The organism is Providencia vermicola, assembly GCF_010748935.1.
Taxonomy (GTDB): Bacteria; Pseudomonadota; Gammaproteobacteria; order Enterobacterales; family Enterobacteriaceae; genus Providencia; species Providencia zhejiangensis.
In genome coordinates, this window is sequence record NZ_CP048796.1 from 2,357,267 (window position 1) to 2,378,290 (window position 21,024).

Annotated in this window: 23 protein-coding genes; 12 read left to right on the forward strand and 11 right to left on the reverse strand. The window is 38.5% G+C overall.

What is annotated here, in order from left to right; translation table 11 throughout:
• Positions 1-105 precede the first annotated feature (105 nt).
• The 5 genes from G3341_RS10510 (at position 106) to G3341_RS10530 (ending at position 4,860) form a co-directional block, all read left to right on the forward strand.
• Complete coding sequence (locus tag G3341_RS10510; protein ID WP_163861746.1) at positions 106-1,533, forward strand: Na+/H+ antiporter NhaC family protein; 1,428 nt, start codon at positions 106-108, stop codon at positions 1,531-1,533.
• Positions 1,534-1,550: 17 nt separating this feature from the next.
• Positions 1,551-2,543, forward strand: a complete 993-nt coding sequence (locus tag G3341_RS10515) for a D-cysteine desulfhydrase (protein ID WP_163861749.1) — start codon at positions 1,551-1,553, stop codon at positions 2,541-2,543.
• 448 nt (positions 2,544-2,991) lie between these two features.
• Positions 2,992-3,429 (forward strand): GNAT family N-acetyltransferase, encoded by a 438-nt coding sequence (locus G3341_RS10520; protein ID WP_154624133.1) that lies wholly within the window; start codon positions 2,992-2,994, stop codon positions 3,427-3,429.
• A gap of 30 nt (positions 3,430-3,459) precedes the next feature.
• On the forward strand, positions 3,460-3,972 hold the full coding sequence (locus tag G3341_RS10525; protein WP_163861752.1) for a GNAT family N-acetyltransferase: 513 nt from the start codon (positions 3,460-3,462) through the stop codon (positions 3,970-3,972).
• Positions 3,973-3,990: 18 nt separating this feature from the next.
• Positions 3,991-4,860, forward strand: coding sequence for an SDR family oxidoreductase (locus G3341_RS10530; RefSeq protein WP_154635611.1), 870 nt, complete (start codon positions 3,991-3,993; stop codon positions 4,858-4,860).
• A gap of 82 nt (positions 4,861-4,942) precedes the next feature.
• Here the strand turns inward: G3341_RS10530 and G3341_RS10535 are convergent, their stop codons facing one another.
• The 5 genes from G3341_RS10535 to frmR form a co-directional block, all read right to left on the reverse strand.
• A complete protein-coding gene (locus G3341_RS10535) occupies positions 4,943-5,125 on the reverse strand; it encodes a hypothetical protein (RefSeq protein ID WP_163861755.1) in 183 nt (60 codons plus the stop codon).
• 14 nt (positions 5,126-5,139) lie between these two features.
• The gene (gene yqfB, locus G3341_RS10540) at positions 5,140-5,460 is read right to left on the reverse strand and encodes a N(4)-acetylcytidine aminohydrolase (RefSeq protein ID WP_163861758.1); all 321 of its coding nucleotides are present in this window, start codon (positions 5,458-5,460) and stop codon (positions 5,140-5,142) included.
• A gap of 66 nt (positions 5,461-5,526) precedes the next feature.
• The gene (gene fghA, locus G3341_RS10545; RefSeq protein ID WP_163861761.1) at positions 5,527-6,357 is read right to left on the reverse strand and encodes an S-formylglutathione hydrolase; all 831 of its coding nucleotides are present in this window, start codon (positions 6,355-6,357) and stop codon (positions 5,527-5,529) included.
• Positions 6,358-6,425: 68 nt separating this feature from the next.
• On the reverse strand, positions 6,426-7,538 hold the full coding sequence (locus tag G3341_RS10550; protein WP_154624127.1) for an S-(hydroxymethyl)glutathione dehydrogenase/class III alcohol dehydrogenase: 1,113 nt from the start codon (positions 7,536-7,538) through the stop codon (positions 6,426-6,428).
• 15 nt (positions 7,539-7,553) lie between these two features.
• Positions 7,554-7,826 (reverse strand): formaldehyde-responsive transcriptional repressor FrmR, encoded by a 273-nt coding sequence (frmR, locus tag G3341_RS10555; protein ID WP_163861764.1) that lies wholly within the window; start codon positions 7,824-7,826, stop codon positions 7,554-7,556.
• Positions 7,827-7,992: 166 nt separating this feature from the next.
• Here frmR and G3341_RS10560 point away from each other — a divergent pair, with 166 nt between their 5' ends.
• Positions 7,993-8,775, forward strand: a complete 783-nt coding sequence (locus G3341_RS10560) for a GNAT family N-acetyltransferase (RefSeq protein WP_154624125.1) — start codon at positions 7,993-7,995, stop codon at positions 8,773-8,775.
• Between the two features lie 376 nt (positions 8,776-9,151).
• On the opposite strand, the gene G3341_RS10565 is transcribed toward G3341_RS10560, so the two are convergent.
• A complete protein-coding gene (locus G3341_RS10565) occupies positions 9,152-10,072 on the reverse strand; it encodes an acyl-CoA thioester hydrolase/BAAT C-terminal domain-containing protein (RefSeq protein WP_163861767.1) in 921 nt (306 codons plus the stop codon).
• Positions 10,073-10,779: 707 nt separating this feature from the next.
• Here G3341_RS10565 and G3341_RS10570 point away from each other — a divergent pair.
• The 4 genes from G3341_RS10570 to G3341_RS10585 all read left to right on the forward strand — a co-directional run bounded on the left by G3341_RS10570 (position 10,780) and on the right by G3341_RS10585 (position 14,868).
• Positions 10,780-11,943: an MFS transporter gene (locus G3341_RS10570; RefSeq protein ID WP_154623034.1), complete on the forward strand. Its 1,164-nt coding sequence runs from the start codon at positions 10,780-10,782 to the stop codon at positions 11,941-11,943.
• Positions 11,944-12,105: 162 nt separating this feature from the next.
• Entirely contained in the window at positions 12,106-13,200 is a 1,095-nt protein-coding gene (locus G3341_RS10575; RefSeq protein WP_163861770.1) for an NAD(P)/FAD-dependent oxidoreductase, read from the forward strand.
• Between the two features lie 3 nt (positions 13,201-13,203).
• Complete coding sequence (locus G3341_RS10580) at positions 13,204-13,989, forward strand: GNAT family N-acetyltransferase (protein ID WP_154623032.1); 786 nt, start codon at positions 13,204-13,206, stop codon at positions 13,987-13,989.
• Positions 13,990-14,316: 327 nt separating this feature from the next.
• Entirely contained in the window at positions 14,317-14,868 is a 552-nt protein-coding gene (locus G3341_RS10585; protein ID WP_154623031.1) for a shikimate kinase, read from the forward strand.
• A gap of 129 nt (positions 14,869-14,997) precedes the next feature.
• Here the strand turns inward: G3341_RS10585 and ddlA are convergent, their stop codons facing one another.
• Positions 14,998-16,101 carry a D-alanine--D-alanine ligase gene (gene ddlA, locus G3341_RS10590; RefSeq protein ID WP_163861773.1) on the reverse strand — a complete coding sequence of 368 codons (1,104 nt, stop codon included), beginning with the start codon at positions 16,099-16,101 and terminating at the stop codon, positions 14,998-15,000.
• A 122-nt stretch (positions 16,102-16,223) separates the two neighbouring features.
• Positions 16,224-17,111, reverse strand: a complete 888-nt coding sequence (locus tag G3341_RS10595) for a LysR substrate-binding domain-containing protein (RefSeq protein ID WP_163861776.1) — start codon at positions 17,109-17,111, stop codon at positions 16,224-16,226.
• 166 nt (positions 17,112-17,277) lie between these two features.
• Here G3341_RS10595 and G3341_RS10600 point away from each other — a divergent pair, with 166 nt between their 5' ends.
• Complete coding sequence (locus G3341_RS10600; RefSeq protein WP_163861779.1) at positions 17,278-17,892, forward strand: LysE family translocator; 615 nt, start codon at positions 17,278-17,280, stop codon at positions 17,890-17,892.
• 2 nt (positions 17,893-17,894) lie between these two features.
• Here G3341_RS10600 and G3341_RS10605 read toward each other — a convergent pair whose 3' ends face one another.
• The 3 genes from G3341_RS10605 to leuE form a co-directional block, all read right to left on the reverse strand.
• Positions 17,895-18,362 carry an NUDIX hydrolase gene (locus tag G3341_RS10605; protein WP_163861782.1) on the reverse strand — a complete coding sequence of 156 codons (468 nt, stop codon included), beginning with the start codon at positions 18,360-18,362 and terminating at the stop codon, positions 17,895-17,897.
• A gap of 8 nt (positions 18,363-18,370) precedes the next feature.
• On the reverse strand, positions 18,371-18,766 hold the full coding sequence (locus G3341_RS10610; protein ID WP_154623026.1) for a cytidine deaminase family protein: 396 nt from the start codon (positions 18,764-18,766) through the stop codon (positions 18,371-18,373).
• Positions 18,767-18,963: 197 nt separating this feature from the next.
• Positions 18,964-19,605: a leucine efflux protein LeuE gene (gene leuE / locus G3341_RS10615; protein WP_154623025.1), complete on the reverse strand. Its 642-nt coding sequence runs from the start codon at positions 19,603-19,605 to the stop codon at positions 18,964-18,966.
• A gap of 411 nt (positions 19,606-20,016) precedes the next feature.
• On the opposite strand from leuE, the gene G3341_RS10620 reads away from it, so the two are divergent.
• Positions 20,017-20,832 carry an AraC family transcriptional regulator gene (locus G3341_RS10620; RefSeq protein ID WP_154623024.1) on the forward strand — a complete coding sequence of 272 codons (816 nt, stop codon included), beginning with the start codon at positions 20,017-20,019 and terminating at the stop codon, positions 20,830-20,832.
• The last annotated feature ends 192 nt before the right edge of the window (positions 20,833-21,024 follow it).

Sequence of the window (21,024 nt, forward strand, 5' to 3'; positions counted from 1 at the left end):
CGCAGAGTATGTGCAGTTATTTATTCAATAAACTTCCCTATTAGTGCTATGATTTTTCAACAATTATAATTTTAAAATAAAAATTCATTGCAAATAGGTAAATACATGCAAGACTATGGCATTTGGACAATCATTACTCCCATCGTAACTATTCTATTGGCGATATTCACTCGTCAAGTCATGCTGTCACTGATGTTGGGGATCCTCGTTGGTTTTACCGTGATTAACGACCACAATATCTTGCTGGGTATCAAGGGAACAGTCGACGGCGTTATTGATACATTCGCCTCGCCAGGCAATACTCGTACTATCGTATTCATGGTAATGATCGGCGGCATTATGCGCCTAGTCGTTATTACAGGAGGCGTCCGAGCCTTAGTTCAGTTATTGTCCAATCGAACGCAATTAGTCAAAAATCGGGTTACGACGCAACTCTTGGCGATTGTGATTACTTCCTTGATTTTCATAGAAAGCTCAATTAATCAGTTGGTTGCTGGTGCTGCCACGAAGAATCTAGCGCATAAATATGCGGTTGCGCCTGAAAAAATGTCATACATCATCCAAACCGCCTGTGTCTCTGTTTGCTCTTCTGCCATTATCAATGGCTGGGGAGCTGTGATTATGGGATTGATTGGCGTCCAAATTTCACAAGGACTGATTAGTGGCGAACCTTTTGATATTTTAATTACATCAATAGGTTATAACTTAATGGCATGGTTATCGCTTATAACGATCTTATTCTATGTTTTTACCAATATCTCTTGGGGGCCAATGAAAAAAGCGGAAATGCGTTATCAAGCCAACCACGCAACAGGTATTCATTCGCAAAAAAATCAAATAGAAGACGAAAAAGAGATTATTGACCATCCTAATACACACTCCGTATTCAACTTTTTTATCCCAATTCTGTCGACCGTATTGATGGTTCCAGTGGCTTTATACATCACTGGTGATGGTGATTTTAGTAAAGGAAGTGGTTCCACATCTGTTTACTGGGGAGTTATGTTTGGTACTGTGGTCTCTTTCTGTTGGTTTATCGCTCGCCGACTACTGAATATTGAGAGTTTCTTTCGCGAGTTATTTATTGGTTATGCCAACATGCTAAAAATTAGTTCTATTATGATATTAGCGTTTTTAATGGGAAATGTTTCAGCAGAACTAAATACAGGTACATATATTGCCACCGTTACGCAAGGCGTGATGGCCCCTGGTTTTTCTGTCGGCTTCATCTTTATCATTAGCGCCATCATGTCATTAGCAACAGGCACCTCATGGGGTACTTTTGCCATCATGATCCCAATTGGTGTACAACTCGGTATATCCATTGATATGCCTATCGAATATATGATCGGTGCGGCTATCTCTGGTTCAATATTTGGTGATATGACGTCCCCCATTTCAGCAGATGCGATTGTCGCCTCAATGGCTACAGATTGCGACCATATCGAACATATTCGTACACAAATGCCTTATGCGTTAGTTACAGCAAGTATGGTACTCGCTATTTATCTATACTTAGGTTTTTCACATTAGTTTCCAAGGAAGTTAACATGTCACTACAACAAAAATTAGCCCAATTCACCAAGTTGAATTTGAATAAAACCTCGACGCCTCTTCAGCGTCTTGAAAATTTATCGCGTGTATATGGTCGTGAAATTTTCATTAAACGTGATGATATTTCTCCTCTTGCAATGGGAGGGAATAAACTTCGTAAACTGGAATTTCTTATTGCTGACGCACAGGAGAAAAAAGCGAAAGTCATTGTTACCGCAGGAGCAATTCAGTCTAACCATGTTCGCCAAACAGCAGCAATTGCCGCGATGTATGGATTAAGATGCATTGCCTTACTTGAAAACCCGATTCAAAGTGATGAGCATAATTTCTTGCATAACGGCAATAAGTTGCTGACTAACCTATTTGGGGCTGAATCTGTGATGTGTGAGGCATTAACAGACCCTCAAGCTCAAATGGAAGAACTCATTCAAACTCTAGCTTTAGAAGATGCTTATATCGTGCCTGTAGGCGGTTCTAATGCGCTTGGTGCATTAGGTTATGTGCAATGCGCTATTGAAATCGCTCAACAGAAACCGTTGGAAATCGAATTTGAGAAAGTGATTGTCGCTTCAGGTAGTGCGGGAACCCATGCTGGACTGGCTATCGGTTTACAAGAGTTATTACCTCATTCTCAGGTCATCGGCGTGACAGTGTCACGATTTAAGCAGGAGCAAGCGCCTAAAGTGGAAAAAATTCAGCGTGAATTAGCTGAGTTATTTGCAATTTTAAAAGTGCCTGAAGTACAACTATGGGATGGTTTTTTTGAACCTATGTATGGTATGCCAAATCAAGCAGGACTGAATGCTATCACCCTATTAGCTCGTAGTGAGGGAATTTTATTAGATCCGGTTTATACAGGAAAAGCCATGGCAGGTTTGCTCAATTATCTAGAAAATTCAGATGAAAAAACGCCCGTTCTTTTTATCCATACTGGCGGTGCTCCTGCCCTATTTGCTTACCCAGAAATCAATAAAACGATTAACAATTAATGGAAAAACGGTGCATTTTATAGCACCGTTTCCTCCTATACTTTCCCCTCTGATAATCTCTGTATAATCTAGCTATATTTTAAATATGCTTTATTAGCTTGATATTATATTTAAATTAAACTGACTGACCTTACCTTTAAATCAGTCATTATTATTTTTATCTCATTTTATTGTATCTGTTATTTTCGCTAATAAATTAATAATCGGTTACTTACCAATATATAAAAATAAAAAAGTACCAATAAAATAGAATGCAACAACATTACTTCCCGCGATAAAACTTTACCCATAATAAAACTATTAGTAAGAAATACTACAGCCCTTTAAATACACTCAAATAACGATAGTGCTGTCTCATTTTTTAGCGCTAAAAATGCGCTATATCGCTCCTCCGGTAGGCAACATATAACCAATTGTATAAACTTGATACTCCATCAAGGAGAAAATAATGAATATTCATTTACGCCCAATAACAAAAGAAAATTACGAATCTATATCTTTACTCGATGTATTTGAAGAACAAGAAGACTTTGTTGCTTCAAATACATGGTCTTTGCTTGAGGCTGCCTATAATCCAGAGTATGTTACTAGGGCTATTTACCTCGATGATGATCCTGTTGGTTTTTTTATGTGGGTACCTGCCTCAGACACAAAAATAGCTATTTGGCGTTTTATGGTCGATCAAAAATATCAACACAAAGGAATAGGACGCCAAGCAATGAAACTCGCCTTGGCTGAAATCAAGCGAGCCTCATCATTGCAAGAAATCGAGATTTGCTATAATCCTAAAAATACGGTTGCCAAATCCTTTTATTCATCCTTTGGTTTTAAAGAAATAGGGTTAGATGAAGAAAGCAAAGAGATGCTTGCTATTCTTAGCATCTAGTATTTAATACACTAAATAATAAGATATTTTATGGAAGTTATACTAAGAAAAGCCACAGAACAAGATGCCACGCTGCTCTATAATATCGGTATGGAAAGCTACCTTTACCACTTTGCTAAGCTATGGTTACATGCCGATGAATTAGCCAGTTATCTTTATCATGAATACTCTCCGCACAAAATCATTGATGATATTAACAGACCGGATACTGATTGGTTTATTATCGAGAATACTCAACCAATAGGCATAGTAAAACTAACGTATCATGCAGCGATCACTAATGAATCCATCATAGGCACTCAGTTAAATAAACTGTATTTTTTACCTACTGCAACTGGTAAAGGAAATGGAAAAAGCATATTTAACCAAATAGAATCACTCGCTAAACAGCATGGGGACCGTCTATTATGGTTAGATGTGCTGGCTGAAAATCATTCCGCAGTCAATTTTTATCAAGCAAACGGGATGAGTAAATTTAAAGAAACCGCATTCACTCACCACTCTCAGCAATCTATAGCATTTATCATGAGTAAAACATTATGATTTTGTTGGTAATAAATAATGAAAAATAGAATTCTTGTCACTGGTGCAACTGGCCAAGTTGGGCATTATTTAGTTCGTTCATTACAAGCTCAAGGGCATGAAGATGTTGTTCTCGCCGTTAGAAATCCCGCGAAACTCACTCATTCCCCCTATCCTATTGTCGAAATGGATTACGATAAGCCAAAGACCATTGAAGTGGCACTTTCTGGTGTGAATTCTGTTTTTATGATGACGGGTTATACCATTGATATGCTACAACAAAGCAAAGTCTTTGTAGATATCGCCAAAAAAAGTGGGGTTAATTATATTGTGCACCTTGGCGCTTGTGGTGATGATGAGGCACAAGTCGCCCATTGGGCTTGGCATCAATTAGTGGAACGCTATATCGAATGGTCAGGTATCCAATATACTCACTTACGCCCTGAGTCCTATATGCAGAATTTATTAGGTTACCAAGGGGAAGATAATATCAATAAAGGTGTCCTACATTCTTACTTTGGTGATGCTATATTAAGTTGGGTAGATTGTGCTGATGTAGCCGAACTTGCAGCTTATTGTTTACTTTCCCCTGAACAGCATGCTGGGCAAGTATATCGCTTAGGTTATGAGAATAAAAATTACACACAAATTGCTGAATTATTAACAACGGAGCTAGGTATTCCTTTTCATTATCAAGCCGATGACCCAGATGAGTTTTGGCAATTTGCCCAAACCAACTCTCTCGAGCTTGCCTATATGAAAAGCATTTATGACCATTATGTTGCTTTCACATCTGGAAAATTGTCTCGCGAAGGAATGATATTTGACAATTTTCAGAAAATTACAGGGAAAGCCCCCACTACATTAAAACAATTTCTCATTAAACACCAAAACCATTTTAAACCATAACTAATTTGTTATAACAATAAAATAATTGGTGCGATTGATTTATACGTTCCTGCTGTAATATAAAAGAGCAAAGTTGTAATTTTTAGGCTTTGCCTTTTTTATTTTCAATCAAGAGTTCTAACATCATCAAACAGCCCCCAGCAAATATCCGCAGACCCGTTTTTTCATCTAAACGTTCCGCTGCCTTTGCTATTGCTGATGAAAATGAAATGACACCAACAACTAAAGCCTTTATGAAACTGACAAAAGCAATAAGCTCAATCACTAAGTAAAATACATTTACTGAACGAGGCGATAGTGAATAACAAACAGTGATTGCTCTGTAGGGTAAATTTCACGAATTAAGGTTTTTAAATTATCTAACGTCATTGCTTCTTGTTTCGCGTAATACGCTGAAATTTCATCATAACCAATAGGCTCAACAGAAAGAATTTCAATATCCGTATAATAAGTGCCTGTTTCGAGGGCAAATACTTTCACTATCGTTCCAGGAATATAATTACTTTCACTTTTATCACGAATTGTGATGACTTTTTCACCAGAAACAACCAGTGGTAATAATCGCTCAAAAAAGGTTATCGTGTCAGGCGCTTTACGCATAGCTATCCTTTGATGGAAATGGTTTAAATAAAGATTGGTGATGAAGCATTTCATCACCAAGCATAATTATGATTTCAGATGACGTGCATGAAATGCGATATGCTCGCCAATAAAGCTAGCAATAAAATAGTAACTGTGGTCATAGCCTTCACGCAAATGCAAAGTAAAATCATGGCGTTTACGCTGACAAACCTCATCAAACAATTCAGGTTGTAATTGTTCTTGATAAAAAGGGTCGTCAGTTCCCACATCAACCAGCATAGGGGGAGTCGTTTGCGCCTCATTCAGGAGATTGATCGTATCATAGCGCGACCAGAGGGACTTATCCTCCCCTAAATAAGCCGCAAATGCTTTTTGTCCCCAAGGAACTTGTGATGGTGCAACAATTGGCGCAAACGCTGACAGACTACAATAACGTTCTGAATTACGTAAGCCAATCATCAATGCGCCATGTCCCCCCATTGAATGACCGAAAATAGCGCGTTTATCATTAACGGGAAAATTGGCTTCAATAAGATTAGGTAATTCTGACACAATATAGTCATACATTTTATAATGATGATGCCATGGTTCTCTTATCGCATTTAGGTAAAAACCCGCACCTTGCCCTAAATCATAAGCTTCATCATCTGCAACCTGTTCCCCTCTAGGACTCGTATCTGGCACAATTAAAACGACACCATGCTCAGCAGCAAATTGTTGTGCTCCCGCTTTCGTAATAAAATTTTGTTCATTACACGTTAATCCAGATAGCCAATAAATGACAGGGTACTGTTTATTTGCTGAAGTCGACGGCAGATAAACTGCAAATTTCATATCACAATTTAAGACGGTAGAGTAATGCTGATAAACATCTTGCCAGCCGCCAAAACAAGCGTGGCGTTCAATCCTTTCCATTGTGAGCTCCTTATCAATTTGAAAATACAAGCCCAATAAAAACAGGTTAAAATTGGGCTTGTTAACCGTTAATCGTAGTGGATCACAGTACGAATGGATTTACCTTCATGCATCAAATCAAAGGCGTCGTTGATACTTTCAAGAGGCAGCGTGTGGGTGACAAAAGGAGCTAACTCAATATCTCCTTTCATGGCATCTTCCACCATTCCAGGAAGTTGACTACGACCTTTCACGCCACCAAATGCAGTACCTCGCCATGAGCGCCCCGTTACAAGTTGGAATGGGCGAGTCGCTATTTCTTGTCCAGCTCCTGCAACACCAATAATAATAGATTGGCCCCAACCACGATGTGCACTTTCAAGTGCGGCTCTCATTACGTTAACATTACCAATGCATTCAAAAGTATGATCCACCCCCCACTCTGTCATTTCGATGAGTACTTGCTGAATAGGCTTATCAAAATCGTTAGGATTTAAACAGTCAGTAGCACCAAATTGACGGGCTAATTCAAATTTCGCAGGGTTCGTGTCAATCGCAAAAATACGCCCTGCCTTCGCTTGCCTCGCACCTTGAATAACAGCAAGGCCAATACCGCCTAAACCAAATACTGCAACAGAATCCCCTTCTTGGACTTTGGCTGTGTTATGCACCGCACCAATCCCTGTGGTTACGCCACAACCTAATAAACACACCTCTTGGTGGTTTGCTTCAGGATTAATTTTGGCTAATGAAACCTCAGCGACTACGGTATATTCGCTGAACGTTGAGCATCCCATATAATGATAAAGTGGCTGACCATTGTAGGAAAAACGAGTCGTGCCATCAGGCATAACACCTTTACCTTGAGTTGCACGAACAGATACACACAAATTCGTTTTGCCTGATTGACAAAATAGACATTCACCACACTCTGCCGTATATAAAGGAATAACGTGGTCACCGGGTTTAACGCTGGTAACACCTTCACCGACTTCGACCACAACGCCTGCCCCTTCATGGCCTAACACCACGGGGAATAATCCTTCAGGGTCATCCCCAGATAAGGTAAATGCGTCAGTGTGGCAAACCCCTGTATGACTGATTTTAACTAGCACTTCACCTGCTTTCGGTGGCATCACATCAATTTCAACAATTTTCAGTGGTTCTCCAGGTCCAAACGCGACCGCGGCTCTTGATTTCATATTGATTCCTTATTATTAACGCAGGTATGTTCGAATGAGAGAAATCGCATCATCAACAGATTCTTTTTGGCTTTGCGTAGCCGCTGACGCTTGCAATCCTTCTCGTAAATGACTTTCCAAAACGCCAGCCATTAGCCCATTAACTGCTCCTCTAATTGCGGCTATTTGCTGTAACACTGCACTGCATTCCACTTCATCTTCTAAAGCGGTTTCCAATGCGAGTAGCTGTCCTTTTAATTTTCTGACTCGTGTCAAGACGGCTTTTTTCTCTTTCGGTGAATGTGGCATAGTCTGTCGCTCATTATATACATAGGGGGAGTATAGTATTTTTCAGGTAATCTGTACAGGAAGGGCAAATTGATCGCGCCAAAAATGCTCTCTTAGCCCGATGAACTGTTCAGTAACACAGACTTTTTGTACACTCAATCAAAAGGGAAACAAATGAAGTAATATTATGAAAAATAATGAAATATTATTCTATCAACAAGAACGTCATTTCTGGACTGGCATATGTAAAGACACTATTGCTATTAATGATGCAACCATTGCTTATTTCTCAGAATTACCGATACCGGCCTTCAGCTTTGTTTATTTACATTCAGGGGCATCTGTCGCTGACTTTACGACTGCTAACAACCTATTTGTTAAACAAAAAAAGCCTTATATCCTTGTCGTACACGAAGATATTCTTCCACACATGATGTCACTGATTGCAGAGAAACAGTATCAAAGTGATGGAGAAACCACCGCAATGGTTTTAACTCGAGCTGAGATGGTCAATCACACCGAGGAGGCACTCCCTGAAGGGTACAAAATCGCACTCTGTAATGATCAGTTAATCGAATGGGCACAGCCGCTAATGACTGCATTTGGTACTGAAGATAGTGATGCAGATGAAGATCCTACTGTAATCAATGAATATATTCGCTATCACCAAAGAGCATTACAGCGTGATATTCAGTCTCAACACTATGTATTATTTAATGAAAACAATACGCCAGTGAGTGCTTTAACACTCACGATAAATGGGAATATGGCACGTCTTGACGATATCGGTACGGATACTCAATATCAACGCCAAGGATTAGCGACTTTACTCATTAAACATGCCTTAAAAACGTGTATAAGAAAAAATATTGAGTGTTGCTTTCTAGAAGCTTCTAGTGATGGGCTGTCTATTTATCAAAAATTAGGATTTACCCCTCTTTTCCACTATTACAGCTTTATTGTTGAGTAAGATCGCTGAGTAAAATTAATTCATTAATACGGCTTATTCACTGTCGTTCTTTTCGTGAATGTCTACGCTTTCATCCGCAAAAAGCACTGTATCTAGGAAAAAGGCGCTTATTCTTACTTGAATAAACATTAAGGTAACTTAAAAATGTGTATGTCGCCCCGCATTTATCAATTAGAAGAACAACCTTTGCAGATCAGTGAATTTGAATTAAAAACAGTCAAGTAAGCTAATTAACGCGTTAATTAGCTCACACAATAGGTTTATGGAAGGCATCAATTTTACGCCCAAACGAATATATTGAGGCTTAAATAAACGCGTAAAACTCCCTATTCATCATTAGCTATTAGCCTCCCATTATCGAAGGAGGCTAAAAATGCTATTTATCGATCGCGCGATACCATTTCTGAATATCGTTGACGATGACATTTGTCTGTGACTTCCCTTTATCATCAATAAAAAAGTGGTCAAGGTCTGGGTAAGTCTTGAACGATACATGATTGTTATTAACGTATCCCATCATCCTCATTACGCTATGCGGATCAACATGAGTATCGTTCATGGTTTGTATGACTAAATGGGGCGTTTTAACTGATTGCAGTAATTTTTGATTGTTAATCATTAACATTTCACGCCACCATTTTTTTCCATGTTCACTTGGATAATTATCTTGTTGTAATTTATTTTGTACTACATCCTTAGCAAATTGCTTAAAACCTTCAATGGCGTGTGATGATTCTTCACTAGGTACTGTTTTTTCGATGCTATACAGCACATCATTAATAAAAAATGCGCCACCACCATTAAGTGAAATAGACGCATGAACCATGTCAGTATCAGCCACAATCAAATTTGTCACCACAGCCCCTTCGCTTCCACCAAGTAAAACAATGTGTTGGTAACTATTTTTAAAATGCGCTAACAGTGTTAAATAGTTATCTTTACGTTCTAATGGCGAATCATTCTCCATATAAGCAATAGGACAATCCTCCGCTGAGGCTTCTTTTCCGTCTTTGCCAACTTGACTATCTAACCCTGTTTTTTCAACCAATAAGATATCATTATCTGGAAACGCGATAGCAAAGTTTTCTACCATATTGGTATTATTAATCACACTTCGACAATCAGAACCTTGAATTAAGACCAGCAAGTTTTCAGCGGGTTGCTCGTTTTGTTTGAGAAGATAATAGTGAATCTCTTTGCCTTGTTTATTTTGAATTTTTTGTAATTCAGGTGAACTATTAGCTTGATTCGCTATAAAAAAACTCATACTACATAAAATAACAGGGAGTATTTTCATGTCATAACCATAATAACCAATATATTATATATTCCTAACAAGTATAGACATCTAACGCTATATAAATATACACCGAAAATGCTCTTTTATATAATATAGATATGATAGATTAAAAAGCGTTTTTCATTATGCGATTGAATCAATAGCACCGTATACATTAATTAAGGAAAACAGATAAATACAGCAACATATACGCATTGGCATTTAATTTTGTTCACTACATTTCACCAACCACTGTGGGTTAAAAATAATATGATAATTCTATAACCCGCCATCGGTCAGTTTTCATAATATGTTGTCGCGTATTAAACCTCCACATCTCCTTTTCTAAATAGAAAAAGAAAATATGTTATAAACTATTTATTCCCACATTATTTTTTGTACAAAAACGCATGCTGTTTTTCTACTATTGATAAATTAGCTACATCAATTTCCATAATAATTAACATTATTTATTTTCACGCAGCAAAAGGGTAATCTGAACCTAGTACAGATAAAAATGAATAATTACCTTAATTTCACACTTTCCCCTATGATCTTGTCTCTTTAATCCTTATTATAATCAGCGCTCACCACGAACATTCATGTTCGATGAGAACAACATCAACATTGCATGATACGGGCAAATAATTGCCTTATTTGACATGAGTAGGTTGAAATAAGCTTCATCATAAACCATTTAATAACTAAACTAAATTATTGATACAATGACTTCATCTTCAGAATTATTAAACACAACACCGGCTATGCCTCCGGCAAAAAAAGAACAAATCGCCACACGAATTATTTTCTTCATTTCTGGCTTTGCAACAGCGTCATGGGCTGCAATCGTTCCTTTCGTTAAAATCAATACTGGTGCCAATGACGCCACATTGGGTCTATTGTTATTATGTTTCGGCGTTGGGGCGTTAGTTGCTATGCCTTTAACCGGCGCGCTGGCTGCTAAATTTGGTTGTCGTAAGCTCATGGTTGCAGCGACGATCCTCTTTTGCTTCATGCTCCCTTTATTACCGGCTATTTCACAGATCAGTATTTTGATCGTCTGCCTATTTGTTTTCGGCGTCGGTATCGGACTTACTGATTGCGCAATGAATATACAGGCGGTGATCGTTGATAAAGCGTCTGAAAAGCCGATTATTTCTGGCTTTCATGGTTACTTTAGCGTTGGTGGGATCGCGGGGGCTGGAGCAATGAGTGCTATTTTATTAGTCGGCATTCCGCCAATTATCGCTGCCACGATAATTTCGCTTGTCTGTTTATTATTACTTTCAATGAGCTTTAAAGGCTTTCTAGGTTATGCCAATGCACCGACTGGCCCGCTAATTGCGATACCTAAAGGTATCGTCTTAGTTTTTGGTATTATCTGTTTTGCTATTTTTCTCGCGGAAGGAACCGTCTTAGATTGGAGTGCAGTCTTTTTAATTGAGCATCATGGTTTAAAAGAGTCTCTCGGGGGGCTTGGCTTTACTGCATTTGCTACCACCATGACCATTGGCCGCTTAACCGGAGATCGAATTGTTATGCGTGTCGGTTCCGCTCGCGTAGTATTTTGGGGTGCTCTTTTAGCTTGTTTTGGCTTTATTATTGCAGTGTTATCTCCATATTTATCCATTGCTATTATGGGTTATGCCTTAGTTGGTGCAGGTTGCTCTAACATTGTTCCTGTCATGTTTGCGGCAATAGGTAAACAGAATACAATGCCAGAAGCCCTCGCCGTTCCAGCCGTTTCGACGTTAGGTTACCTAGGGATTTTGGCTGGTCCTGCTGCTATCGGCTTTGTCGCATTTCAATTCACTTTAGCAACTGCACTACTGATGATTGCTTCATTATTAATCATCATTGCTATTATCTCTAAATTTATAAGGGTTTAATGCATCCCCAATATTCTTAGAGGGACATTAATGCGTTGTGCTGAGTCACACTGATGCACCTTAATCATAGCATGGTAAGGTGCAATACCATCTGCTCAAAATAGAAACTTACTTATTGATTAATAAGATAAAACTATAAAGTTCAGGTCAAGAGGGAAACATTTGAAACAAAATAATAAAATTATTATTGTAGGTGCTGGCATTGTTGGCACAACTCTAGCTTGGTATTTATCGCGTCATTTTAAGGGACAAATTACCCTGATTGATGCACATGAAGCAGCCAGTGGAGTCACTCAACATGCATTTGCCTGGCTCAATGTCTCTTATGGTCGCCCTAATGAATATAGTGCATTCAGAAAGCAAGCGCTTGATGAATGGCGTTCGCTGGATAAATTAACGCAAGGCCAACTCGGCATTAATTGGAGCGGAGCCATTAGCTGGCAACATGATAGAGAAGCGACACAACAATTTATTGATTCACATAAAAAAACAGGATTTAACATTACTGCCCTCAACAAGCAGCAGCTACAAGCACTGGAGCCTAATCTATTTACACTTCCTGAGCTGGCAGCTTTTTCTGTTGATGAAGGCTACGTCGACCCTGTTTATGTGACAAAAACGCTTCTTGAGCTTGCCATAAATCAAGGGGTAAACTATTTACCCAATACCGCGGTACGAACGCTGTTACAAGAAAATGATAAAATTATTGGCGTTACGACTTCAACAAGCCGTTTATATGCAGATCAGGTCATTATTACCGCAGGTCTAGGTGCTATCGAGCTATTACAACCGTTACACGTTACGCTACCTATAGCCCCTTCACCTTCAATTATTGCTCATTTTCAAGATGTTAATGCCACTCCCGCTATGCGGCATATCCTCTCGACTCCTGATATGGAAGTCCGCCCTACAACAAACGGAAATACCTTATGTGCGGAAGATTACATTGATGAGCAACCTCAGCACAGTGCGGGCAATATCGCACAAAATGCCTTATCCGTTATTCAAAATTCATTTATAGGTACAGATACATTAGTCTTACAGAAAGCGTTCGTAGGAATGCGACCTATGCCACAAGATGAATTGCCAATTGTTGGGAAAGTTGCTGATTTTAGTGGTTTATATATTATAAGTATGCATGCTGCTATCACACTTGCACCGCTGATTTGCCATTTGGCGCAAGATGAAATAATACATGGCATAGAAAAAACAGCACTTAGCCCTTATCGATTAACACGCTTTGCGTCAGGTAACTGAAATATGAATATTCCGCTCTATTATTTAAGGCATTATCAGTCCATTGAAAAAACGTTTTGGACCTCGATTTGTGAGCACAGCATCCAAATTGAGCAACATACGATTTGTTACCTTACACCGCTAAATTCGCCTGTATTTAACTTTATCTATCTTCAGCCTGAGTCATCTGTTCAAGCATTCAAACAAGCCCATCATCTGTTTGTAGCGCAAAAGAAAAACCATACGTTGGTGCTTCCTGAAGAGATGCAACAAGAAATCGTCAATGAAGCGCTGGCGTTAGGTTACAAACGTGACAGCGTCACGACGGCAATGGCATTATCCCTAGATAAACAACTTACTGTAGAATTACCTAAAAATCAGGTGGATATTGTATTTGCCAACCATGATCTATCCTTATGGGCAAAACCTTTAGTCTCTGCTTTTTATATCTCAGATGAGCACGATAAAGTCGTTAATGAGTATGTTCGTTATCATGAAGATGCTTTACAACAAGGTGCCCCTCAATTCCATCTTGTTCTATTGGTTGATGGTGAGCCAGCCACCTCAATGACCGTCACTATTGAAGGGGTTCTGGCTCGTTTTGATGACATCGGTACCGAACCTACCCACCAAGGGAAAGGCTATGCAACACAATTAATTGCTTATGCACTTGCATTTTGCCGCCAACAAGGTGTCGAGCACTGTTTCCTTGATGCGTCAGAAGCAGGGTTTGATCTATACAAAAAATTCGGTTTTGAACCACTATTTCGTTATATAAACTATGTCTGGTGTAAGTCACTTATTAATTGACGGTTTTTAGCGAATAGGCCACAGATTAAACAACGGGTTTTATAATAGTACATTAACGAGTGGCCTCGCTTTATCACGCTCTAAACATTTAATATTGTATTGAAATAAGCAAGTGTAGGCAGCTATCGACAGCTGCTTATGTGTCACTTGTCTGCTGAAATCAAATAGTAAAGCATTCTTTGTTTGATCATTTAAAATAATCAACAAGTAAAATCCACCTTTCCTTCTCCTTTATACGACCTCAGCGGGAGATAATTTATTATTTACGCTGAGTTTGTATCAGGCAATTAATCTGCATGACACATTGACGATAAGATCACTCAAGTTATGAAAATCAATATTATAGGCTGTAGTGGTAGTGGAAAAAGCACTCTCGGTCATACCTTATCTTCACTTTATTCCATCCCGTATATTGAACTGGATGCACTTTATTGGCAAAAAAATTGGCAGCACTCTAGTGATGAGCAATTAAAAGAAAAGTTAACTCAGGCATTCCTCGCCGCACCAAATGGTTGGGTACTTGATGGGAACTATACCCGTACACAACCGATTAAATGGCAAGAGGTTGATCTGGTGATTTGGCTAGATTATTCATTTTCTAGAACCTTATATCAGTCAATACGCAGAGCGCTATATCGAATCATCAGCCAAAAAGAGCTGTGGCCTAATACTGGAAATAATGAAACATGGAAAAAAACTTTTTTTAGTCGTGATTCTATTCTGCTATGGGTGTTAAAAACCTATCACAAAGGAAAAGCACCAAGAATTGCAAGTATGATAAATAAGCAATATCAACACATTCGCTTTATCCGACTAACAACACCAAAAGAGACTGCGTTTTTCTTAAAGCAAATACAAGAAGATATCAATAACCCGTGATAACACCCGACTCTTATAGGCAAATCACAATGAAAGAAAATTATCACGCTAACAGCTAGCGTGATAACCACATTCACTCGCTTTTATTGAATATAGGCGGTTTGGCAAACTTTCCCCCCCTTGTTACCTTTAATGTGTATCACACGCTGTTTTTAAAGCGACAGTTTGTTGGTATTTTTCAATCCCCAAGTCGATCAAACGACTGATCAACTCTTGGTAAGTCATCCCACCCTGTTGCCATAATTTAGGATACATACTGATATTAGTGAACCCTGGAAGGGTATTGATTTCATTAATAATGACTTGATTATCTTCGGTCAAAAACACATCAACCCGAGACATGCCACAGCAGTTCAATGCTCGATAAGCCCTTAGTGCGATTTCTCTTATTTTATCACTTACCGCTGATTCTAAGTCTGCTGGAGCCACAACAGAGGCACCATTTTCATCAATATACTTTGTATGGTAAGCATAGAAACTGTCGTGAAGAACAATTTCACCACACGGGCTGGCAACTGGCTGTTCATTACCTAAGACTGCGCACTCAATTTCACGCCCTTTTACCGCACTTTCGACCAGTACTTTTACGTCAAATAAGAATGCAAAATCTAATGCCGCATTAAATTCAGACTCATTGGTGACTTTACTGATCCCAACAGAAGAGCCTTGGTTGGCTGGCTTAATAAATAATGGCAATCCTAGCTGCTTAACGACTTCAGCATATTTTACTGTTGTGTGGTCAGATGCCATCAGTGTAATAAATGGGGCAATTTGCAAACCGGCATCACGCAATAGACGTTTCGTCACATCTTTATCCATGCAAGCTGAAGAGCCTAAAACACCCGGACCGACAAAAGGCAAGTTAGCCATGCGTAACAGCCCTTGCAAGGAGCCATCTTCACCTAAATTGCCATGAACGATAGGGAAAATAACATCTATTTGAGGAAGTGGTTGAGCATCTTCGAGTGAAATAAATTGTTGGGTTGATTTACCTGGGATAATCGCAATACTTCGCTTTGGTGTATTCAAGGCAATACGAGAAGGGTCATCACCATGAATTAAAAAATCAGCTTCATCATATTCATGCCAATGGCCCTGTTTATTGATACCAATCAGGCACACATCATACTTATTGCGATCAAGGCCATTGATAATATTCTTCGCTGACTGTAAGGATACTTCGTGCTCTGTTGATTTACCGCCAAAAATGACACCTACCCGTAATTTACTCATCACTCACTCCACCTTTATAAACCGACAAACCTAAGTCAGAAAATATAGCACGACATAAAATGGTTATGTGACAAAATCTTTATTTATCACATAGGGTTGCTGAAAGAATAAACAAATCACACCTAAAAAAGAGCGCTTTCTGACTGGATCCCCTTGGCACTGGCTTGTAGGTTCTCTTTTAACCATTCACTGAAGAGATATCGCGTACTGCCCATACTCGGCGCTTTAGGCGCAAGTAAATAATAAGCCGAACCATCTTCAATAAACCCTTGAGGAGCGATTAACTGCCCTGATTTGAGTTCATCTTCCACCATAAGACATGATGCTATGGCTATACCCTGCCCTGAAGCTGCCGCCTGAATGCACAGATAAAAATGCTCATATGAAACTTGCCTATTGCTCCGCTTAACCTCTCCCATTTGTTGTTGCCATTGCTGCCAAACAGATGGCCGAGAGGCCGGATAAAGTAACGTCATATCATTTGTTTGATTTTGTAAGTCAGCGCTCTGTACTAACCCCATTCTTTCACGACAGATCTCTTCAGCGTAAATACTATCATCCCATTTAAAATCATTACGCCTCAATGCAAGGTCAACACCTGCTTTAGTAAAATCTATAGGCCCCCCCGCTGCAATGAGATGTACCGTAATATGCGGATACGTTCGATAAAATAATGTCAATCGAGGAATAAGCCATTTCATTGCAATCGTTGGTTCACAAGAGATACTAACAACATGGCTATCCTGCTCTTGAGCCAATTCTTGCAGTGTCGTCTCTAATTGGGCGAATATTTCGCGGGTTGTGTGAAATAACTTTTTACCTGCCGACGTTAAAAATACCGCTCGATTACGTCGTTCAAACAGCTCGATACCAATATGTTCTTCCAGCAGACGGATTTGTCGGCTAATGGCACTGTGGGTGACATGGAGTTCATCGGCCGCTTTCACAAAGCTCCCTGTACGGGCAGCGACATCAAAAAAACGTAGTGAAGATAATGGCGGTAGTTTCATTTAAATTATACCGATAAATAGGTAACGAAAACTGACAGATTAGTGTCAGCATAAATCGCTTTTTAGTTAAACACAATCTATTGATAATTAAATTAATCAGTAAGTTAAATTAATCAATAAAAAGCAATTTAACGTTATTTTTTATCATCTATTTAAAGGATTTAGAATGAATGAACTTCTTGCAGTAGCAACAATTACGATACTTGCGGTGATGAGCCCGGGTCCGGATTTTGCAATGGTGACCCGTAATAGTTATGTCTATGGAACAAAAATAGGCTTATTCTCTGCATTAGGTATCGCTTTTGGTGTACAAGTACATGTCTTCTACACCATTTTTGGTGTAACACTGGTTATTATGAATTCTCCCATGCTCTTTACTCTCGTGAAACTACTGGGTGTAGGGTATTTGGTTTATATTGGTTTTCAGTCGTTGACCAACAAACATCAAATAAATGTAGAAAGCACTGCTGTGATGAAGCCAACAACACTGTCCGCTTTTAGAATGGGCTTTCTCACTAATGCATTAAACCCGAAGACCATGCTATTTGTGGTTTCTGTCTATACCCAAGTCATTCAAAGTACAAATTCATTACTGCAAAATTTTAGTTATGGTTTATTTATCTCTTTTGCCCATTGGATCTGGTTTAGTGTAATTGCTTTATTTTTCTCAACACCAACAGTGCGCAGTAAAATTTTAAATTATCAATTGGTTATGGATAAAATCATTGGATTATTATTCATTTTTCTTGGCCTTTCTCTGCTATTTTTCAATACAAAATAATTTTATTTCAATAAATTAGACTCATTAACCATACTTGCCAATTGTAGAAGATCATCGGGAATATCGAGATTGGCAAGTTCGCTAAACGGAATCCAATAAAATTCCGCATATGGCGTTTCATCTGGAGCAACGAGCTCACATAAATACACCATATCTATATGCCAATGGTCGCCATTAACTTTATCAGGAATAAACTCTTTTAAAATCGCCAAAGGCATGGGTAACGCACAAACATGTTCATTGCTTGCAACCTTCGTTGTTGTTGGATAAGCACAATCAATAACACGGCAAACTAACCCTGTTTCTTCAAGTACTTCACGTATAACCGCATCCTGTGGCTCTTCATTTTCTTCTATATGCCCCCCAGGTGGGAGCCAAATATTTAATTTACGATGTTTATGTAATAAAAACTCCCCTAAGTGATTACGTATCAATGCTGTCGCTGTGAAATGTTTGTATTCTTGAGCCATATTCGCTTTTATAAACCTCTATCTTGCCCAACTTTCCAATCATAAGGCATCAATTGTTCTAGCGTCACTTGTGTTTCATTATCTACGCCAATCAATGTTTGTTTATTTTTATAAGATAATTGACTAATGAGCTCCCGACACCGTCCACAAGGAGGCACTACATTGCCAGATGAATCAACTGCTACCATCGATTTGATCACAACCGACTTTCCTGCTTTCAGTAATTCCGCGACTGCACCATGTTCAGCACAAAACCCAAGTGAACAAGCAGTATCAATACTGATACCTGTATAAATATCACCCTCTTCAGTTTCAAGTGCAGCGGCGACATAAGCACACTCAATATAGCTATTAATGATCGTTGGCTTCGCATACTTGCGAGCTATTTCGACTAATTTTTTCATATTCAACAATCCATTTCGTCAGCAAAAAACCTTTTTATTGTATTGTATTTTTTATCCCATTTAACAACGCAATCGTGCGCTATATTCTGTCAGCGAAAGCGAGGCTCTTACTATTTTTAAAAAAGAGATCAACGCTGAAAGAATACAGAATACAAAAAAGCCGACACTAAGTCGGCTTCATGAATAAGTATAAGAAACTAGGCTGCTAAGGCTAATTTAGCACCAAACATTAAGAATATAGCGCCAATACAGCTGTTGGATAATTTAGATAATTTTTTGTTATGTTTAACCATATTAGTCACAGCAACAGCACCAAAAATCAGCATTGATAGATAAATCATGCTACATGTTTCAAGAATGGCGCCCAAAATAAAAAAGGGGATACCCGCATTTGGATAGGCTGGATCAATAAACTGTATAAAGAATGACACATAAAAAATAATCATTTTAGGATTAAGCAAACTCAAAAATACCGCTTTTTGATACGTTCCTTTCGTTGCTAACACCATAGCATCGACATCTGCGACAGCCTCTTTCTTATGAAAGACGCTGTAAAGTGTCTTAATTCCTAAGTAAACTAAATAAGTTGCGCCGACATATTTAATAATACTAAAAAAGATTGGTGATGTTTTAACTAACGAAGCAACGCCTAAAAAGGATAAGAAAATCAGTATAGCGTCACCTGAGAATACACCTAAAGCGGCCTTATAACCATTTTTAACACCATATTTTGCACTGCTAGTTAACACAAATAAAGAATTAGGCCCTGGTACCAATGTAATAAAAATCACACCAATTAAATAAGTCCATAAATTCGTGATACCGAGATTTTCAAGCATAGGAAACCCGCTAACTTAATAAAAGTTATAACAAAAATTAAACATCTCCTGTAGACAATGCCTATGATACACGGGGCTTGAAAACTATAAAAGATATCACTAATCTCAAAATAAAATACAGTCAAATAATCCACAATTTGATTATAAATCCATAATATAATTTCAAATATCTCGCTATGGGTAGACTTATCATTCAACAAAACAACTCAAGTTAGAATCGTATTGAAAAAGGTTTATCTTTTAGTTTTTTATATCAAACTAAACTCACTAACTGAATTTATTATCTGAAATAAAGAGTAAAAGAGTGGGAGTGAAAATTATTACGATTAGCGGTATAAAGTAAGACACGTTTAAGTCAATCTCACTGTGTGCCATACCTCTATTTAAGGTGTTTTAAAAGTAGGAATTTAGATGGAAAGCGCTAATTATTTTCATTTACAAGAGCTGGATGGGTTAGAAATGATACAGGCTCAATACCACCAGCAAAAGTTTTCTCGTCATAGCCACGAAGGTTTTTGTATTGGTGTGATTGAAGACGGTGCTCAACAATTTTTTCGTACTGGTGAGAATCACTATGCTCCTAAAGGCGATATTATCGTCGTCAATGCTGATGAAATTCACACGGGGTCTTCCGCTGTTGAAAGTGGCTGGTCATACAAAGCGATTTACCCTACCCCAGAAATGTTTCAGCGCTTAACCTTAGATTTAAAAAATGACAACTATGGTGTGACACCTTGGTTTCCTAATGCCGTAATTCAGGATGCAGGTTTAGCTGCCCAATTAAATTTATTATTTAACTTATTACTACAACCAGAAAACAGGTTATTCAAAGAAACCTTACTACTCTCTTCACTCAGCTGGCTTATTTTGAAATATAATAAAAACCCGTTTCGACTGAATGATATTACTCCTGCCAGACAACGTATGCAGGATATTTGCGACCTTATGATGAGTACGCCAGAACAAGCGCATTCATTAAGTGAGTTAGCAACAATTGCAGGCTTCAGCCAATGGCATTTTCTTCGACAGTTTAAATTACATACGGGAACAACACCGCATGCCTTTTTAGTACAAGCAAGATTATACAAAGCCAAAAAACTACTTGTACAAGGTGTGAAGCCAGCCGATGTTTCAAACTCTTGTGGATTTTCTGATCAAAGCCATTTTACACGACATTTTAAGCAAGCTATCGGTGTCACACCAAATCAGTACATTCGTCATCTTTAGCATCATCATAGTCTTGAGCGTCGATAAGTTTGATGTTCATAGCCTAATGCTATGCTTATGTATTTAATAATGATTATGACAGCTCCACTATTCATCTTATTTCATCTAATCAGTGATAATTTGTGCTTTGTGAGAGCAATTTTATTCTATCTCGCGACTCACTACGCCAGTATCATAAAAATAACAAGTCGA

Coding starts and splice junctions, on each gene's coding strand:
- G3341_RS10510 (WP_163861746.1), top strand. CDS start 106: ATGCAAGACTATGGCATTTGGACAATCATTACTCCCATCGTAACTATT.
- G3341_RS10515 (WP_163861749.1), top strand. CDS start 1,551: ATGTCACTACAACAAAAATTAGCCCAATTCACCAAGTTGAATTTGAAT.
- G3341_RS10520 (WP_154624133.1), top strand. CDS start 2,992: ATGAATATTCATTTACGCCCAATAACAAAAGAAAATTACGAATCTATA.
- G3341_RS10525 (WP_163861752.1), top strand. CDS start 3,460: ATGGAAGTTATACTAAGAAAAGCCACAGAACAAGATGCCACGCTGCTC.
- G3341_RS10530 (WP_154635611.1), top strand. CDS start 3,991: ATGAAAAATAGAATTCTTGTCACTGGTGCAACTGGCCAAGTTGGGCAT.
- yqfB (WP_163861758.1), bottom strand. CDS start 5,460: ATGCGTAAAGCGCCTGACACGATAACCTTTTTTGAGCGATTATTACCA.
- fghA (WP_163861761.1), bottom strand. CDS start 6,357: ATGGAAAGGATTGAACGCCACGCTTGTTTTGGCGGCTGGCAAGATGTT.
- G3341_RS10550 (WP_154624127.1), bottom strand. CDS start 7,538: ATGAAATCAAGAGCCGCGGTCGCGTTTGGACCTGGAGAACCACTGAAA.
- frmR (WP_163861764.1), bottom strand. CDS start 7,826: ATGCCACATTCACCGAAAGAGAAAAAAGCCGTCTTGACACGAGTCAGA.
- G3341_RS10560 (WP_154624125.1), top strand. CDS start 7,993: ATGAAAAATAATGAAATATTATTCTATCAACAAGAACGTCATTTCTGG.
- G3341_RS10565 (WP_163861767.1), bottom strand. CDS start 10,072: ATGAAAATACTCCCTGTTATTTTATGTAGTATGAGTTTTTTTATAGCG.
- G3341_RS10570 (WP_154623034.1), top strand. CDS start 10,780: ATGACTTCATCTTCAGAATTATTAAACACAACACCGGCTATGCCTCCG.
- G3341_RS10580 (WP_154623032.1), top strand. CDS start 13,204: ATGAATATTCCGCTCTATTATTTAAGGCATTATCAGTCCATTGAAAAA.
- G3341_RS10585 (WP_154623031.1), top strand. CDS start 14,317: ATGAAAATCAATATTATAGGCTGTAGTGGTAGTGGAAAAAGCACTCTC.
- ddlA (WP_163861773.1), bottom strand. CDS start 16,101: ATGAGTAAATTACGGGTAGGTGTCATTTTTGGCGGTAAATCAACAGAG.
- G3341_RS10595 (WP_163861776.1), bottom strand. CDS start 17,111: ATGAAACTACCGCCATTATCTTCACTACGTTTTTTTGATGTCGCTGCC.
- G3341_RS10600 (WP_163861779.1), top strand. CDS start 17,278: ATGAATGAACTTCTTGCAGTAGCAACAATTACGATACTTGCGGTGATG.
- G3341_RS10605 (WP_163861782.1), bottom strand. CDS start 18,362: ATGGCTCAAGAATACAAACATTTCACAGCGACAGCATTGATACGTAAT.
- G3341_RS10610 (WP_154623026.1), bottom strand. CDS start 18,766: ATGAAAAAATTAGTCGAAATAGCTCGCAAGTATGCGAAGCCAACGATC.
- leuE (WP_154623025.1), bottom strand. CDS start 19,605: ATGCTTGAAAATCTCGGTATCACGAATTTATGGACTTATTTAATTGGT.
- G3341_RS10620 (WP_154623024.1), top strand. CDS start 20,017: ATGGAAAGCGCTAATTATTTTCATTTACAAGAGCTGGATGGGTTAGAA.